Origin of the sequence: Gallibacterium faecale, from assembly GCF_027920745.1 — a bacterium.
GTDB lineage: Bacteria > Pseudomonadota > Gammaproteobacteria > Enterobacterales > Pasteurellaceae > Gallibacterium > Gallibacterium faecale.
Window position 1 is genome coordinate 19,602 of sequence record NZ_JAQIBB010000023.1, and the last position, 16,918, is coordinate 36,519.

General features: G+C 37.1%; 26 protein-coding genes. All 26 read left to right on the forward strand.

Features of this window, described 5'->3' with window-relative positions:
- Window positions 1-133 precede the first annotated feature (133 nt).
- The 26 genes from alsA (at window position 134) to rpsH (ending at window position 16,908) form a co-directional block, all read left to right on the forward strand.
- Window positions 134-1,675 (forward strand): D-allose ABC transporter ATP-binding protein AlsA, encoded by a 1,542-nt coding sequence (gene alsA / locus PF272_RS01785; RefSeq protein ID WP_271141410.1) that lies wholly within the window; start codon window positions 134-136, stop codon window positions 1,673-1,675.
- Window positions 1,668-2,609, forward strand: coding sequence for a D-allose ABC transporter permease (gene alsC / locus PF272_RS01790; protein WP_271141411.1), 942 nt, complete (start codon window positions 1,668-1,670; stop codon window positions 2,607-2,609). Before alsA ends, alsC begins: the two co-directional genes overlap by 8 nt.
- A gap of 13 nt (window positions 2,610-2,622) precedes the next feature.
- On the forward strand, window positions 2,623-3,303 hold the full coding sequence (alsE, locus tag PF272_RS01795) for a D-allulose 6-phosphate 3-epimerase (RefSeq protein WP_271141412.1): 681 nt from the start codon (window positions 2,623-2,625) through the stop codon (window positions 3,301-3,303).
- Window positions 3,304-3,319: 16 nt separating this feature from the next.
- Window positions 3,320-4,204, forward strand: a complete 885-nt coding sequence (alsK, locus tag PF272_RS01800; protein ID WP_271141413.1) for an allose kinase — start codon at window positions 3,320-3,322, stop codon at window positions 4,202-4,204.
- An 8-nt stretch (window positions 4,205-4,212) separates the two neighbouring features.
- Complete coding sequence (gene rpiB, locus PF272_RS01805; protein ID WP_271141414.1) at window positions 4,213-4,662, forward strand: ribose 5-phosphate isomerase B; 450 nt, start codon at window positions 4,213-4,215, stop codon at window positions 4,660-4,662.
- 139 nt (window positions 4,663-4,801) lie between these two features.
- Entirely contained in the window at window positions 4,802-5,395 is a 594-nt protein-coding gene (locus PF272_RS01810; protein WP_271141415.1) for an XTP/dITP diphosphatase, read from the forward strand.
- A complete protein-coding gene (hemW, locus tag PF272_RS01815; protein WP_271141416.1) occupies window positions 5,392-6,528 on the forward strand; it encodes a radical SAM family heme chaperone HemW in 1,137 nt (378 codons plus the stop codon). Before PF272_RS01810 ends, hemW begins: the two co-directional genes overlap by 4 nt.
- A 17-nt stretch (window positions 6,529-6,545) precedes the next feature.
- Window positions 6,546-7,205, forward strand: coding sequence for a ribose-5-phosphate isomerase RpiA (rpiA, locus tag PF272_RS01820; RefSeq protein ID WP_065234034.1), 660 nt, complete (start codon window positions 6,546-6,548; stop codon window positions 7,203-7,205).
- Between the two features lie 27 nt (window positions 7,206-7,232).
- Entirely contained in the window at window positions 7,233-8,471 is a 1,239-nt protein-coding gene (serA, locus tag PF272_RS01825; RefSeq protein WP_065237305.1) for a phosphoglycerate dehydrogenase, read from the forward strand.
- Between the two features lie 182 nt (window positions 8,472-8,653).
- Window positions 8,654-9,343: a pirin family protein gene (locus PF272_RS01830; RefSeq protein ID WP_271141417.1), complete on the forward strand. Its 690-nt coding sequence runs from the start codon at window positions 8,654-8,656 to the stop codon at window positions 9,341-9,343.
- Between the two features lie 267 nt (window positions 9,344-9,610).
- On the forward strand, window positions 9,611-9,922 hold the full coding sequence (gene rpsJ, locus PF272_RS01835) for a 30S ribosomal protein S10 (protein WP_001181005.1): 312 nt from the start codon (window positions 9,611-9,613) through the stop codon (window positions 9,920-9,922).
- 17 nt (window positions 9,923-9,939) lie between these two features.
- Window positions 9,940-10,569: a 50S ribosomal protein L3 gene (rplC, locus tag PF272_RS01840; RefSeq protein WP_065231803.1), complete on the forward strand. Its 630-nt coding sequence runs from the start codon at window positions 9,940-9,942 to the stop codon at window positions 10,567-10,569.
- Window positions 10,570-10,584: 15 nt separating this feature from the next.
- A complete protein-coding gene (rplD, locus tag PF272_RS01845; protein WP_065234037.1) occupies window positions 10,585-11,190 on the forward strand; it encodes a 50S ribosomal protein L4 in 606 nt (201 codons plus the stop codon).
- On the forward strand, window positions 11,187-11,486 hold the full coding sequence (gene rplW / locus PF272_RS01850) for a 50S ribosomal protein L23 (RefSeq protein WP_065234038.1): 300 nt from the start codon (window positions 11,187-11,189) through the stop codon (window positions 11,484-11,486). The genes rplD and rplW overlap by 4 nt, the downstream gene beginning before the upstream one ends.
- 16 nt (window positions 11,487-11,502) lie before the next feature.
- Window positions 11,503-12,324: a 50S ribosomal protein L2 gene (rplB, locus tag PF272_RS01855; RefSeq protein WP_065234039.1), complete on the forward strand. Its 822-nt coding sequence runs from the start codon at window positions 11,503-11,505 to the stop codon at window positions 12,322-12,324.
- A 27-nt stretch (window positions 12,325-12,351) separates the two neighbouring features.
- On the forward strand, window positions 12,352-12,627 hold the full coding sequence (gene rpsS / locus PF272_RS01860) for a 30S ribosomal protein S19 (RefSeq protein ID WP_013745959.1): 276 nt from the start codon (window positions 12,352-12,354) through the stop codon (window positions 12,625-12,627).
- A 10-nt stretch (window positions 12,628-12,637) separates the two neighbouring features.
- The gene (rplV, locus tag PF272_RS01865) at window positions 12,638-12,970 is read left to right on the forward strand and encodes a 50S ribosomal protein L22 (RefSeq protein WP_013745958.1); all 333 of its coding nucleotides are present in this window, start codon (window positions 12,638-12,640) and stop codon (window positions 12,968-12,970) included.
- Between the two features lie 18 nt (window positions 12,971-12,988).
- On the forward strand, window positions 12,989-13,696 hold the full coding sequence (gene rpsC, locus PF272_RS01870) for a 30S ribosomal protein S3 (protein WP_065231801.1): 708 nt from the start codon (window positions 12,989-12,991) through the stop codon (window positions 13,694-13,696).
- 13 nt (window positions 13,697-13,709) lie between these two features.
- Window positions 13,710-14,120: a 50S ribosomal protein L16 gene (gene rplP, locus PF272_RS01875; RefSeq protein ID WP_013745956.1), complete on the forward strand. Its 411-nt coding sequence runs from the start codon at window positions 13,710-13,712 to the stop codon at window positions 14,118-14,120.
- Entirely contained in the window at window positions 14,120-14,311 is a 192-nt protein-coding gene (gene rpmC, locus PF272_RS01880; RefSeq protein WP_066108030.1) for a 50S ribosomal protein L29, read from the forward strand. Before rplP ends, rpmC begins: the two co-directional genes overlap by 1 nt.
- Entirely contained in the window at window positions 14,311-14,565 is a 255-nt protein-coding gene (rpsQ, locus tag PF272_RS01885; protein ID WP_065231800.1) for a 30S ribosomal protein S17, read from the forward strand. Before rpmC ends, rpsQ begins: the two co-directional genes overlap by 1 nt.
- A gap of 332 nt (window positions 14,566-14,897) precedes the next feature.
- Window positions 14,898-15,269: a 50S ribosomal protein L14 gene (rplN, locus tag PF272_RS01890; RefSeq protein ID WP_013745953.1), complete on the forward strand. Its 372-nt coding sequence runs from the start codon at window positions 14,898-14,900 to the stop codon at window positions 15,267-15,269.
- A 13-nt stretch (window positions 15,270-15,282) separates the two neighbouring features.
- Window positions 15,283-15,606 (forward strand): 50S ribosomal protein L24, encoded by a 324-nt coding sequence (rplX, locus tag PF272_RS01895; RefSeq protein WP_065231799.1) that lies wholly within the window; start codon window positions 15,283-15,285, stop codon window positions 15,604-15,606.
- 14 nt (window positions 15,607-15,620) lie between these two features.
- Window positions 15,621-16,160, forward strand: coding sequence for a 50S ribosomal protein L5 (gene rplE, locus PF272_RS01900; RefSeq protein ID WP_065231798.1), 540 nt, complete (start codon window positions 15,621-15,623; stop codon window positions 16,158-16,160).
- An 11-nt stretch (window positions 16,161-16,171) separates the two neighbouring features.
- Complete coding sequence (gene rpsN / locus PF272_RS01905) at window positions 16,172-16,477, forward strand: 30S ribosomal protein S14 (protein ID WP_065231797.1); 306 nt, start codon at window positions 16,172-16,174, stop codon at window positions 16,475-16,477.
- Between the two features lie 38 nt (window positions 16,478-16,515).
- Window positions 16,516-16,908 carry a 30S ribosomal protein S8 gene (gene rpsH / locus PF272_RS01910; protein ID WP_065231796.1) on the forward strand — a complete coding sequence of 131 codons (393 nt, stop codon included), beginning with the start codon at window positions 16,516-16,518 and terminating at the stop codon, window positions 16,906-16,908.
- The last annotated feature ends 10 nt before the right edge of the window (window positions 16,909-16,918 follow it).

The following is a 16,918-nucleotide window of genomic DNA, read 5'->3' on the forward strand; positions in this document are numbered from 1 at the left end:
AGAGAAAATGTATTCAGCATTGTAGTAAATGGAATAAAAGGTCTCGTTTACGCATAATTTTATTAAAGGCAGATTGTTAAATTGCTTATAGGGTAATGATCTGCCTAAAAATTAGTGATTAGGAGGAATTACCATGTCAGAACTTTTGGTAAAGATGCAAGGTATTGCCAAAAATTTTGGTGTAGTACAAGCATTAAAAAAAGTGGATCTTGATATTTATACTCATGAAATTCATGCTTTATTGGGTGAAAATGGGGCAGGTAAATCTACACTGATGAAAGCTCTTTCTGGATTACATCGCCCAAGTGCAGGCGAAATAATTATTAAAGAAAAATCTTATTCATATCTTGATCATAAAACAGCAGCAGAATTAGGTATAGGAATTATTTACCAAGAACTAAGCTTAATTGATGAGCTTTCGGTATTGGAAAATCTCTATATTGGAAGATTACCTTATAAAACGGTATGTGGAATTCGTCTAGTTGATTGGCAAAAAATGCGAAAGCAAGCAGCTATTACATTACTACGTTTAGGAATTAAAGTCGATCTAGATGAAAAAGTAGCAAATCTATCTATTTCATATAAACAGATGGTTGAAATTGCTAAAGTGCTAATTTCTGATGTAAATATTATTATTATGGATGAGCCTACCTCATCGTTAACTAATACAGAAATTGAGTTTTTGTTTGTAGTTATGCGGCAACTAAAAGCTGATGGTAAGGCTATTATCTATATATCTCATAAATTAAATGAAATTAGGCAAATTTGTGATCGTTATACTGTTTTAAAAGATGGTAGCAGTGTAGCATCAGGAATGATCAGTAACGTCAGTAATGATGACATTATCAAATTGATGGTGGGGCGTGAGTTACAATCTCGTTTTACTATTGCATCACATAAATCATCTAACGAAATAATCTTTTCCGTACAAAACCTTACAAGTAAAAAAATAAGGCAAGTTAATGATGTTTCTTTTGAACTTAAAAAAGGCGAAATTCTAGGATTTGCAGGTCTAGTTGGTTCAGGAAGAACAGAATTAATGAATTGTATTTTTGGTGTAGATAGAAAAGTAAGAGGTAAAGTCTATTTATATCAACAAGAAATTACACCTGATTCACCATTTCAAGCTGTTAAACGTGGGATGGCATATATTACTGAGAATCGGAGAGGTAATGGATTTTTTGCCAATTTTTCTATTCAACAAAATATTGCTATTAGTAAAAGTCTTAAAGCTAGCAAATTCAGAGGGACATTAGGTTTTATAAATTTCTCATTAGAACAAGAGATAGCTGAGCAACAGCAACAAAATCTACAAATTAAATGTTCTTCAATAAAACAAAATATTACGGAGCTATCTGGCGGTAATCAACAAAAAGTCATTATTGGTAAGTGGATTGCATGCCAACCTGATGTATTGATTTTTGATGAGCCAACACGTGGTATTGATGTGGGGGCTAAAGCAGAAATTTACAAAATTATGCGGGAGTTGGCAGCAGCAGGTAAAGCTATTTTAATGGTTTCATCAGAATTACCAGAGATTATGGCGGTATGTGATCGAATTGCTGTTTATCGAGAAGGCAGAATAGCTACTATTCTAGAGAATACTGATTTACTTAGTGAGGAACAAATTATGAAATATGCTTTTCCTATCACTTCAGGAGTTGTTTATGAATAAGATTAACTTCCCACAATTTTGGGATAAGTATGGTACGTTTTTTATTCTTAGTATTATTGTAGTGATTTTTGGTTTTCTATCACCTCAATATTTTTTAACTGTAAATAATATTCAGCAAATTCTTGTACAGAGCTCTGTGACTGTATTAATTGGCGTTGGAGAGTTTTTTGCTATTTTAATTGCAGGTATTGACCTTTCTGTAGGAGCTATTCTGGCTCTTTCTGGCATGGTAACAGCAAAACTTATGCTATCTGGAATAGATCCTTTCTTGGCAGCATTAATAGGGAGCTTTATTGTCGGTGGTGGCTTAGGAGCAATTAATGGATTGCTTGTGAATTACACAGGGCTACATCCATTCATTATTACATTGGGTACAAATGCCATTTTTAGGGGGATTACTTTAGTAATTTCTGATGCAAATTCTGTTTATGGATTTTCTTTCGAGTTTGTTAACTTTTTTGCACAGGACCTAATAGGTATTCCTGTTCCAGTTATTTGTGCATTGATAGTTGCAATAATACTTTGGGTTCTTACTACAAAAATGCGTTTAGGTAGAAATATTTATGCTTTAGGAGGGAATCGCGAGTCAGCTTATTATTCAGGTATTGATGTTAAATTCCATACTTTAGTTGTCTTTATTATTTCAGGTATCTGTGCTGGGTTTGCAGGAGTTGTTTCTACTGCTCGGTTGGGAGCAGCTGAACCTTTAGCTGGTATTGGGTTTGAAACTTATGCCATTGCGAGTGCCATTATTGGTGGAACAAGTTTTTTTGGTGGTAAAGGTCGTATTTTTTCTGTTGTGATTGGCGGTTTAATTATTGGTGTTATCAATAATGGTTTGAATATTCTACAAGTACAAACCTATTATCAATTAGTTGTGATGGGTGGTTTGATTATTGCTGCAGTCGCTCTTGATCGTCTGATTAGTCGTTAAAAAGGATTATAAAATGAAAAAAGTATTAATTTCCCCATCTTTAATGTGTATGGATCTACTTAAGTTTAAAGAACAAATTGAATTTCTTGATCAGCATGTTGATTATTTTCATATTGATATCATGGATGGGCATTATGTGCCTAATCTGACATTATCACCATTTTTTGTACAACAAGTTAACCGTATTGCAACGAAGCCTTTAGATTGTCATTTGATGGTAACAAAACCAGAAAATTATATAGATGATTTAGCTAGAGCTGGGGCTGATATGATTACTTTACATGTAGAGACTATTTCAGGACAGGCTTTTCGTTTGTTTGATAAGATTAATAATTTAGGCATGAAGATAGGTCTAATTTTTAATCCTGAAACTTCATTAGAATCAGCAAAATATTATTTACATAAAGTGGATAAGGTTACGGTTCTTACGGTTGATCCTGGTTTTGCGGGACAGTCTTTTATTCCAGAGATGTTACAAAAAATTGAGGAGCTAAAACAATATCGTCAACAACAACAACTAAATTATCAAATTGAAATAGATGGTTCTTGTAATCCAAGCACATTCCAAAGTCTACTCAATTCTGGAGCTGATGTGCTAATCGTGGGTTCATCAGGTTTATTTAATAATGATCCAGATATTGTTAAAGCTTGGCAAGTTATGCAAGATGCAATCAACGCTGTTTGTTGGAAATAATTTTTAAGGGGGCAATATGGATAAAGATATTGTTGTTGGTATTGATATGGGAGCAACACATATTCGTATTTGTATAATGAATTTATGCCAACAAGTTTTTTTAACTCAAAAAAGTCGTACTTCAGATGTTATAAATAGAGGCTTATTAGATGGAATTCGTGATTTTATTCAACAATACTGTGTATCCTATACGATTAGAAAAATTGTGATAGGGCTACCTGCTGCTATATCTAGAGATCGTAAGCATATTCTTTCAGTACCAAATTTAGTTCTTGATCAAACTCAGATAGAACAATTGGTTGTTTATCTTCAGGATATGTTTAACTGCTCTGTACAGTTAGAACGGGATGTTAACTTACAATTACTTTATGATGTACATCATTTTGAATTGCAAAATAAAAATGTTGTTGGTGTTTATCTAGGAACAGGATTAGGCTTCGCAATTTATCAGCAAGGTAACTTATATTTAGGGCAGCATGGTGTTGCTGGTGAGTTGGGGCATATTCCTTATGGTGATACTAAAAAGCAGTGTCAATGTGGAAATTATGGATGTTTAGAAACGAGCTGTTCAGGTAAAGCATTAAAAGAATGGTATGAGCAAGAGGAAAGAGATTATTTATTTGAAGATACGTTCAAAGAAGTAATAAATTCAGAGTTTATTCAGCAATACCTACATCATCTTGCAAGGGCTCTTGCAACAGTAATTAATCTTTTTGACCCTGATTGTATTGTTTTAGGTGGTGGGGTAATAGATATGTATGGATTCCCATATCAGCAATTAAAACAACAGTGTTTAGCTATGGTAAGAAAACCCTTACCACATGATCAAATTTGTTTTTATCAGGCTCAGTCTTCAGACTTTAATGGTGCTATTGGTGCAGCCTTGCAAGCAACAGTATAGGTGAAAAAATGAAAAAAATTGCAATTGGTTCAGATCATATAGGTTTAAATCATAAAACATTTTTAATAGAGAAGTTAACAACACAAGGTTATGAATTATTAGATGTAGGTACGTTCGATGAGAAAAGAACAGATTATCCTCTTTATGCAGAAAAAGTTGCTTTAGCAATACAAGATGGAAAAGTTGAGCGAGGCATTCTTATTTGTGGTACAGGAATTGGAATTTCAATTGCTGCAAATAAATTTTCTCATATTCGTTGTGCATTGTGTAGTGATGAATATAGTGCATTAATGTCTAGAGAGCATAATGATAGTAATGTGATTGCTTTTGGTGCAAAGGTAATCTCTCCAGAAAAATCTTTATCATTAGCAACGCTTTGGCTTAATACACTATATGAGGGTGGAAGGCATCAACAACGTTTAGATATGATTAACATATTTGAACAATACCATCATTAATGATAACTATTTTACAAGGAGTAATTAATTTATTGATATTGATGAAATATTGTTGAATCTTTATACTATATTAAAATGTATAAGCGCACGCCAATACTATATTGTGCGTGCGTTTGTTTTTATTAAATTTGAGATAGTTATGACAAAACAAAAAATCGTATTAGCTACAGGTAATCCAGGTAAAGTCAGTGAAATGGCAAATGTATTAGCTGAGTTTGGTTTTGAGGTAGTGGCACAAACTGAATTAGGAATTGAGAGCCCAGAAGAAACAGGATTAACATTTGTTGAAAATGCCTTAATTAAAGCTCGCCATGCTGCAAAAGTAAGTGGACTACCAGCGATAGCAGATGATTCTGGATTAGCCGTAGATAGTCTTAATGGTGCACCAGGGTTGTATTCAGCACGTTATGCTGGTGAAAATGCCAATGATGCAGAAAATCGGGCAAAATTGTTGGCTGCGTTAGCAGGCGTACCAACAGAAAAACGAACAGCTAAATTTGTTAGTTGTATTGTTTTGCTGTGTTCAGCTGAAGATCCTGTGCCAATTATTGCTGAGGGAGAGTGCGTTGGACGTATTACAGAGAAAGAAATAGGTGAAAATGGTTTTGGTTATGACGCACTATTTTTCTATCCTGAGAAACAACGTACGTTTGCACAATTAACTAAAGAAGAAAAACAACAAGTTTCCCATCGTGCGAGAGCTTTAGTTCAACTACAACAAAAATTAAGATGATTGTTTTACCTCCATTAAGCCTTTATGTTCATATTCCTTGGTGTGTGCAGAAATGTCCTTATTGTGATTTTAATTCGCATGCACAAAAAGGAGTCATTCCAGAACAAGACTATCTTCAACACCTTTTAGCGGATTTAGACCAGCAATTAGCGTTTGTGCAAGGAAGGCAACTCCATTCTATTTTTATTGGTGGTGGCACACCGAGTTTATTCTCTGCAGAAAGTATTGAATATTTGCTCACAGAGATAGCAAAAAGAATTGAATTTCGACAAGATATTGAAATTACTTTAGAAGCGAATCCTGGTACAGCAGAGGCAAGGCGTTTTATTGGCTATCGACAAGCTGGCGTTACTCGGCTTTCTATGGGGGTGCAAAGTTTTGATGACGGTAAATTACAGCAGTTAGGACGTATTCATAATAGTGTTGAAGCCAAAGTTGCCGTGGATTTTGCAAAAGCAGCAGAATTTACTCGTTTTAACCTTGATTTAATGCACGGATTACCAAATCAAACGTTATCAGAAGCATTATCCGATTTACAACAGGCGATTGAATTAAGCCCACCTCACCTTTCTTGGTATCAATTAACAATTGAACCGAACACGCTATTTGCAAGTAAGCCACCTCTCTTACCTGATGATGATACTTTGTGGGATATTTTTGCGGAAGGACATCGTAAATTAACTGCGGCGGGTTATCAGCAATATGAAACTTCTGCGTATGCGAAAGAAGGGTATCAATGTGAACATAATTTGAACTATTGGCGATTTGGTGATTATTTAGCTATTGGTTGTGGTGCACATGGTAAAGTGAGTTTTACTGACGGGCGGATTTTAAGGTATTCACAGACCAAACATCCGCAAGGTTATCTGGCAGGAAACTATCGTTATCAACAGCATGAAGTGGCAATAGCAGATCGTCCGTTTGAATTTTTTATGAATCGATTTCGATTATTGGAACCTGTTCCCAAACAAGACTTTCAGCAATTAACGGGACTTTCATTAACGGTAATTGAAAAGCAAATAGACGAGGCATTAAAACAAGATTATATTGTAGAACAAAAGGAATGCTGGCAAATTACGGAACATGGCAAATTATTTTTAAATGATTTGCTGACACTTTTTTTATCTGAATAAATTGAAAGGATAATGGCATGGATCAATTAACAATGAAGAAAATGGCGGCAAATGCTGCCTTACAATATGTTCAAGCAGATTCGATTGTTGGTGTGGGGAGTGGCTCAACAGTAAACTGCTTTATTGAAGCACTTGGTACAATTAAACATAAGATTAAAGGTGCAGTAGCGGCATCTAAAAATTCTGAGGCATTATTACGTGAACAAGGGATTGAAGTGTTCAGTGCGAATGATGTATCTGGATTAGATATTTATGTAGATGGAGCTGATGAAATTACCCCGCATAAAATGATGATTAAAGGTGGTGGTGCAGCATTAACTCGAGAAAAAATTGTGGCTGCTTTAGCAAAAACATTTATCTGTATTGTTGATAAATCTAAACAAGTTGATGTGTTGGGTTCTACCTTTCCATTACCTGTAGAAGTGATTCCAATGGCTCGATCACAAGTGGCTCGTAAGCTTGTCGCGTTAGGTGGTTCGCCAGAGTATCGTGAAGGAGTTGTTACAGATAATGGGAATATCATTTTAGATGTACATAATTTTAAAATTATTAATCCTATTGAGATGGAAAAAGAATTAAATAATGTTGCAGGCGTAGTAACAAATGGTATTTTTGCGTTACGTCCCGCTAATATTGTGATTGTGGGTACGCCTGAAGGGGCTCAAATTCTTAAATAAACTTAATAAAGAAAGGAAAATGCAAACATGACAGCGAAAGTATCTTTAGATAAAGCAAAGATTAAATTTTTATTGTTGGAAGGTGTACATAATAGTGCATTAGAAGTACTACATAATGCAGGATATTCAAATATTGAATATCACAAAAAAGCATTGGATGAAGAAGAATTAATTGAAGCAATTAAAGATGCACATTTTATCGGTATTCGTTCACGTACGCATCTTACGGAGAAAGTTTTACAGCACGCACATAAATTGATTGCAATTGGTTGTTTCTGTATTGGTACGAATCAAGTTGATCTTGAAGCAGCAAAACAACGTGGTATTCCGGTATTTAATGCACCATTTTCTAATACGCGTTCTGTGGCAGAGCTTGTGTTAGGAGAAATCTTGCTATTGATGCGTAATGTACCGAAAGCAAACTTTGAAGTACATCGTGGTGTGTGGAATAAGTCTGCTGAGGGTTCTAATGAAGCAAGAGGTAAGATTTTAGGTATCGTAGGTTATGGACATATTGGCTCACAATTAAGTGTGATTGCAGAATCATTAGGGATGAAAGTCTATTTCTATGATATTGAAAATAAATTACCACTAGGTAATGCACAACAAGTAAGAACATTAGAAGAATTATTAACAATGAGTGATGTGGTTTCTCTCCATGTTCCAGAAAATAATTCAACTAAGAATTTAATGAGTGCAGAACGGATTTCCCAATTAAAACAAGGGGCTATTTTAATTAATGCTGCACGTGGAACAGTAGTCGATATTGATGCGCTTGCGAAAGCATTAGATGAAGGGAAATTGCGCGGTGCAGCAATAGATGTATTCCCGAAAGAACCAGCGTCAATTAATGAAGTATTTGAATCTCCTTTACGCCGTTTTGAAAATGTGATTTTGACACCACATATTGGTGGCTCAACAGCAGAAGCACAAGAAAATATTGGTACAGAAGTAGCAAGCAAATTTGTGAAATATTCTGATAATGGTTCGACTGTAACCGCAGTAAACTTCCCTGAAGTATCCTTACCAAGCCATAGTTTAGCGAAAGCAAAACGTTTATTACATATCCACCATAATCGTCCAGGTATCTTGAATAAGATTAACCAAATCTTCGTGGATAATGGTGTAAATATTGCAGCACAATATCTACAAACTGATGAAGCGATTGGCTATGTTGTGGTTGATGTAGAGTCAGATAATACAGAAAGTTTACAACAAAAACTTAAGCAAATTGATGGGACTATCAAAGCCCGTGTTTTATATTAATTAATCATTAATCTCCATAAAGCAATTCACTTTATGGAGATTTTTTTTGTTTGATGTTTCCTTATCTAATTTAGGTTTGTTTCCAATTTGGAAATGAATTGTTGCTAAATGCCACCTTAATTTCCTATTTGTTGATTGCTAGAATGTGTCATTACTTATGAATAATTAGGGAATCACTTAATATGTTATATGTTAGAAAAGCAAATCAACGTGGACATGCTAATCATGGATGGTTAGATACTTATCACACTTTTTCATTCGCTGGGTATTATGATCCTCGCTTTATGGGATTTTCTCATTTAAGAGTTATTAATGAAGACAAAATTATGCAAGGTAAAGGATTTGGTACACATCCGCACCAAAATATGGAAATTCTTACTTATGTATTAGAAGGAACCGTAGCGCATAAGGATAGTATGGGAAATATAAAGGAACTGAAAGCGGGAGAGTTCCAAATTATGTCGGCAGGGACAGGTATTACCCATTCTGAATTTAATCCAAGCCAAACTGAGGGTTTACATCTATATCAAATTTGGATTGAACCTAATCAAAGAAATATTACACCGCGCTATGAGCAGAAAGCATTTCCAGCACAAGAAGGTGCAACATTGATTCTATCGCCACAAGCGGAGGGAAATTCATTTAAAGTATTCCAAGAGATGAAATTATGGCGTTATCAATTCAATAATACCAAACAACAGCTATTGGATATTAAGGCAAATCGCCATTATTGGTTGCAAATGGTAAAAGGAAAAATCATGTTGAATGGGGTAGAAGTGCAAGCAAGTGATGGGGTTGCTATTACTAAAGAAACGCAATTATCTTTGGAAATGATAGAAAAAACAGAGTTTTTACTGTTTGAGTTGGTATAACTGGTAAAATACAAAGCTTCTTTGTCTGAAAAGATCAAAAAAGTGCTTGCTATTTTGTTAAGGTTATATAAAATACACAGGCTTTTTTAAGCCATTTGATGTAATCATTTATCAAATGATGGCAACACAGGCTTTATTATTGTTGTCATAAGAAAATGTTCCCGATTTGGGAGCTAAAATAGGTTAGTCGCACTTCTTTCCAAGATAAATTGGAATTTGAGGTGTGAATTTTTTTATTAATCATTTTTTGAATGGAGCTCTGGTCTCATGCAGAACCAAAGAATCCGTATCCGCTTAAAAGCATTTGATCATCGTTTAATTGATCAATCTACAGCGGAAATCGTAGAAACGGCAAAACGTACAGGTGCTCAAGTTCGTGGTCCAATTCCACTACCAACCCGTAAAGAACGTTTCACAGTATTGATTTCTCCACACGTAAACAAAGATGCGCGTGACCAATATGAAATTCGTACTCACAAACGTTTGGTTGATATCGTTGAGCCTACTGAAAAAACTGTTGACGCTTTAATGCGTTTAGATCTGGCTGCCGGTGTTGATGTGCAGATCAGCCTAGGTTAATTTAAGAGGTTATTACAATGATTGGTTTAATCGGTCGTAAAGTTGGTATGACTCGTATCTTCAATGAAGATGGTGTGTCTATTCCAGTTACAGTAATCGAAATCGAAGCCAACCGCGTTACTCAAGTGAAAACCCTTGAAACAGATGGCTACTGTGCAGTTCAAGTTACTACTGGCTCAAAGAAAGCAAGTCGTGTAACTAAACCTGAAGCAGGTCATTTTGTTAAAGCAGGTGTTGAAGCTGGTCGCGGTTTATGGGAATTCCGTGTGGCTGAAGGTGAAGAATTCACTTTAGGTCAAGAAATTAATGTTGATATCTTCGCAGACGTGAAGAAAGTTGATGTTACAGGTACTTCAAAAGGTAAAGGCTTTGCAGGTACTGTAAAACGTTGGAACTTCCGTACTCAAGATGCTACACATGGTAACTCTTTGTCTCACCGTGTTCCTGGTTCTATTGGTCAAAACCAAACACCAGGTCGTGTATTCAAAGGCAAAAAAATGTCTGGTCACTTAGGGAATGAACGTGTAACTGTTCAATCTTTAGAAGTGGTTCGTGTTGATGCTGAACGTAAATTACTATTAGTTAAAGGCGCTGTTCCTGGTGCAACTGGTGGTGATTTAATCGTTAAACCAGCAGTGAAAGCATAAGTCTAGGAGATAGGAATGGAATTAGTAACTAAAGATGCACAAAGTGCATTAACTGTTTCTGAAACTACCTTCGGACGTGAGTTTAACGAAGCGTTGGTTCACCAAGTTGTTGTTGCTTATGCAGCAGGTGCTCGCCAAGGTTCTCGTGCACAAAAAACTCGTGCTGAAGTGTCTGGTTCAGGTAAAAAACCATGGCGTCAAAAGGGTACAGGTCGTGCTCGTTCAGGTGACATCAAAAGCCCAATTTGGCGTTCTGGTGGTGTGACTTTTGCGGCTAAGCCACAAGATCATAGCCAAAAAGTGAACAAAAAAATGTATCGTGGTGCAATCAAGAGCATTCTTTCTGAATTAGTTCGTCAAGATCGTCTCGTTGTTGTTGAGAAGTTCGAAGTTGAAGCACCTAAGACTAAAGTTTTAGTTCAAAAATTAAAACAAATGGCACTTGATGATGTACTTATCATCACAGCAAATGTAGATGAGAATTTATATTTAGCTGCACGTAATTTATATAAAGTAGATGTACGTGATGTTCAAGGTATCGATCCAGTCAGCTTAATTGCTTTTGAGAAAGTAGTTATGACTGTGGACGCAGTGAAGCAAGTTGAGGAGATGTTAGCATGAGTCAAGAACGTTTGCTAAAAGTGCTTAAAGCACCACATATCTCTGAGAAAGCAACAAATAATACTGAGAAGTCAAACACTATCGTTTTCAAAGTTGCATTAGATGCAAACAAAGCAGAAATTGCTAAAGCAGTATCTGAATTATTTGAAGTGAAAGTGGATTCTGTTCGTACTGTGGTTGTTAAGGGTAAAACTAAACGTCACGGTGCAAGAATGGGACGTCGCAGTGACTGGAAAAAAGCTTATGTAACACTTGCTGAAGGTCAAAGTTTAGACCTTGCAGAAAGTGCAGAGTAATCAGAGGAGATAATCAATGGCTATCGTTAAATGTAAGCCGACCTCCGCTGGTCGTCGTCACGTTGTAAAAGTTGTCAATCCTGAATTATATAAGGGTAAACCTTATGCGCCACTTTTAGAAAAAAATGCTAAAACTGGTGGTCGTAACAATTTAGGTCGTATTACTACTCGCCATATCGGTGGTGGTCATAAACAACATTACCGTTTAGTAGATTTCAAACGTAACAAGTTAGATATCCCAGCGGTTGTAGAGCGTTTAGAATATGATCCAAATCGTTCTGCTAATATTGCATTAGTATTATATAAAGACGGTGAACGTCGTTATATTTTGGCACCAAAAGGATTGTCAGTTGGAGATCAAATCCAATCTGGTGTAAATGCACCAATTAAAGTTGGTAATTCATTACCAATGCGTAGTATTCCAGTGGGTACAACTGTACACAATGTGGAATTAAAACCAGGTAAAGGCGGTCAAATTGCACGTTCTGCGGGCGCATATGTACAAATCATTGCTCGTGAAGGTAATTATGTGACTTTACGTCTTCGTTCTGGTGAAATGCGTAAAGTATTAGCTGAGTGCCACGCAACCGTAGGTGAAGTAGGTAACTCTGAGCATATGTTACGCGTATTAGGTAAAGCTGGTGCTAACCGTTGGAGAGGTGTTCGTCCAACTGTTCGTGGTACCGCAATGAACCCAGTAGATCACCCACACGGTGGTGGTGAAGGTCGTAACTTTGGTAAACACCCTGTTACTCCATGGGGCGTTCAAACTAAAGGTAAGAAAACTCGCCATAACAAACGTACTGATAAATATATCGTACGCCGTCGTGGTAAATAATTTTTAATTGAATAAAGAGGATAAGCCATGCCACGTTCTCTCAAGAAGGGTCCTTTCCTTGACCTACACTTGTTGAAGAAGGTAGAGAAAGCGGTGGAAAGCGGGGATAAAAAACCAATCAAAACTTGGTCCCGTCGTTCAATGATCATTCCAAGTATGATCGGATTGACCATCGCAGTCCATAATGGTCGTCAGCACGTTCCTGTTTATGTTACTGATGAAATGATTGGTCATAAATTAGGTGAGTTTGCACCGACTCGTACTTACCGCGGTCATGCCGCAGATAAGAAAGCTAAGAAGTAAGGGGTAGATGATGGAAACTATTGCAAAACATCGTTTCGCTCGCACCTCAGCACAAAAAGCTCGCTTAGTTGCTGATTTAATTCGCGGTAAAAAAGTAGCGCAAGCATTAGAAATTCTTACTTACACTAACAAAAAAGCAGCAGCGTTAGTGAAGAAAGTGCTTGAATCAGCTATCGCTAATGCAGAGCACAATGACGGTGCAGATATCGATGATCTTAAAGTCGCGAAAATCTTCGTTGATGAAGGTCCTAGCATGAAACGCGTAATGCCACGTGCTAAAGGTCGCGCAGATCGTATTTTAAAACGTACTAGCCACATCACTGTGGTTGTGTCAGATCGTTAATCAGTAGGAGAATAGCAAATGGGTCAAAAAGTTCATCCACATGGTATTCGCCTAGGTATTGTTAAACCTTGGTCATCTACTTGGTATGCGAATACACAAGATTTCGCCGATAACTTAGACGGCGACTTTAAAGTACGTCAATTCTTGAATAAAGAATTAGCGAATGCTTCTGTTTCACGTATCACTATTGAACGTCCAGCAAAAAGTATTCGTGTAACAATTCATACTGCTCGCCCAGGTATCGTTATTGGTAAGAAAGGTGAGGATGTTGAAAAATTACGCAACGCAGTTGCAGCGATTGCAGGTGTTCCAGCGCAAATTAATATTGCGGAAGTGAAAAAACCTGAATTAGATGCAAAATTAGTTGCAGAGAGCATTGCCTCTCAATTAGAACGCCGTGTAATGTTCCGCCGTGCTATGAAACGTGCAGTTCAAAATGCAATGCGTTTAGGTGCAAAAGGTATCAAAGTTGAAGTTAGCGGTCGTTTAGGCGGTGCAGAAATTGCACGTTCTGAATGGTATCGTGAAGGTCGTGTACCATTGCATACTTTACGTGCGGATATCGATTACAATACTGCTGAAGCTAATACTACTTATGGCGTCATTGGCGTTAAAGTATGGATCTTCAAAGGTGAGATTCTTGGTGGAATGGCTGCAGTTATGCAATCAGAACAACAACAACCTGCGGATAAACCGAAAAAAGCTCCGCGTAAAGGTCGTAAGTAAGGAGATTCGCTAAATGTTGCAACCAAAACGTACTAAATTCCGTAAAATCCACAAAGGTCGTAACCGTGGTATTGCGGCAGGTACTGATGTAAGTTTCGGTACCTTTGGTTTGAAAGCAATTGGTCGTGGTCGTTTAACAGCTCGTCAAATCGAAGCGGCTCGTCGTGCGATGACTCGTGCGGTTAAACGTCAAGGTAAAATCTGGATTCGTGTATTCCCAGATAAACCAATTACTGAAAAACCATTAGAAGTCCGTATGGGTAAAGGTAAAGGTAACGTTGAGTACTGGGTAGCCTTAATCCAACCGGGTAAAGTTCTATATGAAATGGATGGTGTGTCTGAAGAAATCGCAAGAGAAGCGTTTGCATTAGCAGCGGCTAAATTGCCTATCAAGACCACTTTCGTAACTAAGACGGTGATGTAATGAAAGCTCAAGAACTACGTGCAAAAAGTGTTGAAGAGCTGAATGCTGAATTGGTTAACTTGTTAGGTGAGCAATTCAAGTTGCGTATGCAAGCAGCCACCGGTCAGCTTCAACAAACTCATCAGTTAAAACAAGTGCGTCGTCAAATTGCAGTTGTTAAGACTATTCTAACTGAGAAGGCGGGTGAGTAATGACTGATAAAATTCGTACAGTACAAGGTAAAGTGATCAGCGATAAAATGGAAAAATCTTTTGTTATCGCTATCGAACGTATGGTTAAACACCCAATCTATGGTAAGTTTATCCGTCGTACAACTAAATTACATGTACACGATGAAAACAACGAAGCAAAAGTTGGTGATATTGTAGAGATTCGTGAATGTCGTCCTATCTCTAAAACAAAATCATGGACTTTAGTTCGTGTAGTAGAAAAAGCAGTAATCTAATCTATTGCTGTTTATAAATAATTTGATTAAAAGCCCTTGGCCACAATGCTAAGGGCTTTTTATTTTCTCTTTTATCCAAATTATTCTATTTATTAAGTAGATGATTTCGATAAAGATGTCGTCTGTAGCAACAGAAAATAATAAATATTTTGATTGCTTAATTCTTTCTTAGTCACTCAATATATAGACTAATTTTATTTACTGCTATTTTCTATAAAATCAGGTTGCTTTTTGTCTATACGTTATGCTAGAATCCGCACCCTATCCGCCTATAGGCGAGGTAGAGGTAAATTTGTCCCGAAAGGGTTTTTTAATTTTAGCGGAGTATTAACATGATCCAAGAACAGACTATGCTGGACGTTGCTGATAACTCAGGCGCTCGTAGCGTAATGTGTATCAAGGTTCTAGGTGGATCGCACCGTCGTTATGCTGCTGTTGGTGATATCATCAAAGTTACTGTGAAAGAAGCAATTCCACGCGGTAAAGTGAAAAAAGGTGATGTACTTAAAGCAGTTGTAGTGCGCACCAAGAAGGGTGTTCGTCGCCCAGACGGGTCAGTTATTCGCTTCGATGGTAATGCTTGCGTTATTTTAAATAATAATAGTGAGCAACCAATCGGTACACGTATTTTCGGACCGGTAACTCGTGAACTTCGTTCTGAGAAGTTTATGAAGATTATCTCTTTAGCTCCAGAAGTACTGTGAGGAGAAGTGAGAAATGGCTGCAAAAATCCGTCAAAATGATGAAGTGATTATGATCACTGGTAGCGTTGCCAAAGGTAAAGGTAAACGCGGTAAAGTAACAAAGGTATTACCTAACGGTAAAGTAATCGTTGAAGGTTTAAATTTAGTTGCTAAACATGAGAAACCAGTTCCTGCATTAGGAAAACAAGGTGGTATCGTGCGTAAAGAAGCACCAATTGATGTTTCTAACGTAGCAATTTTCAATCCTTCTACAAACAAGGCTGACCGTGTAGGTTTCAGATTTGAAGATGGCAAAAAAGTTCGTTTCTTCAAATCTACTGGTGAAACAATTAAATAAACTGGAGTAATGCGATGGCGAAACTGCATGATTACTACAGAGATCAAGTAGTAAACGAATTAAAAACTAAATTCGGCTACAAATCTGTCATGCAAGTCCCACGAATCGAGAAGATAACCCTAAACATGGGTGTGGGTGAAGCATTGACCGACAAAAAATTGCTAGATAATGCAGTAGCAGATTTAGCAGCAATTAGCGGTCAAAAACCTTTAATCACTAAAGCTCGCAAATCTGTTGCTGGCTTTAAGATTCGTCAGGGATATCCGATCGGTTGTAAAGTAACCCTACGCGGCGAGCGTATGTGGGAATTCTTTGAACGATTAATTTCTATTGCTGTTCCACGTATCCGTGACTTCCGTGGTTTAAATGCGAAGTCTTTTGATGGTCGTGGTAACTACAGCATGGGTGTGCGTGAACAAATCATCTTCCCTGAAATCAATTACGATAAAGTGGATCGTGTACGTGGTTTAGATATTACTATTACCACTACTGCGAAGACAGATGAAGAAGGTCAAGCACTACTTGCTGCCTTTAACTTCCCATTCCGTAAATAAGGCAGGTTCTAATGGCAAAACAATCAATGAAAGCACGTGATGTAAAACGTGTTGAATTAGCTGAAAAATATTACGCAAAACGTCAAGAATTAAAGAGAATTATCTCTGATGTTAATTCTTCTGATGAAGAGCGTTGGAATGCAGTGTTAAAGTTACAAACTTTACCACGCGATTCAAGCCCAATTCGTCAACGTAATCGTTGCCGTCAGACAGGTCGTCCACACGGTGTATTGCGTAAATTTGGTTTAAGCCGTATTAAGGTTCGTGAAGCAGCAATGCGCGGAGAAATTCCAGGCCTTAGAAAAGCGAGTTGGTAATATACCACTTTATTTTGGAATCATGGGAGTAAAGAAACATGAGCATGCAAGATCCAATAGCAGATATGTTGACTCGTATTCGTAACGGTCAAGCTGCAAATAAGATCGCGATCAACATGCCTTCATCCAAGCTAAAAGTGGCAATTGCCGACGTTCTAGCTAAAGAAGGTTATATTGAGAGCTTCAAAGTTATTGAAGGTGTAAAACCTGAATTGGAAATTACTTTAAAATATTTCCAAGGAAAACCAGTTGTAGAAAGTATTCAACGTGTAAGCCGTCCTGGTCTTCGTATTTATAAACGTAAAGACGAATTACCTAAAGTATTAGGTGGTTTAGGTATTGCTGTTGTTTCTACATCTAAAGGTGTTATGACTGACCGTGCTGCACGTCAAGCAGGATTGGGCGGTGAAATCATTTGTTATGTAGCTTAATAGTGAGGTA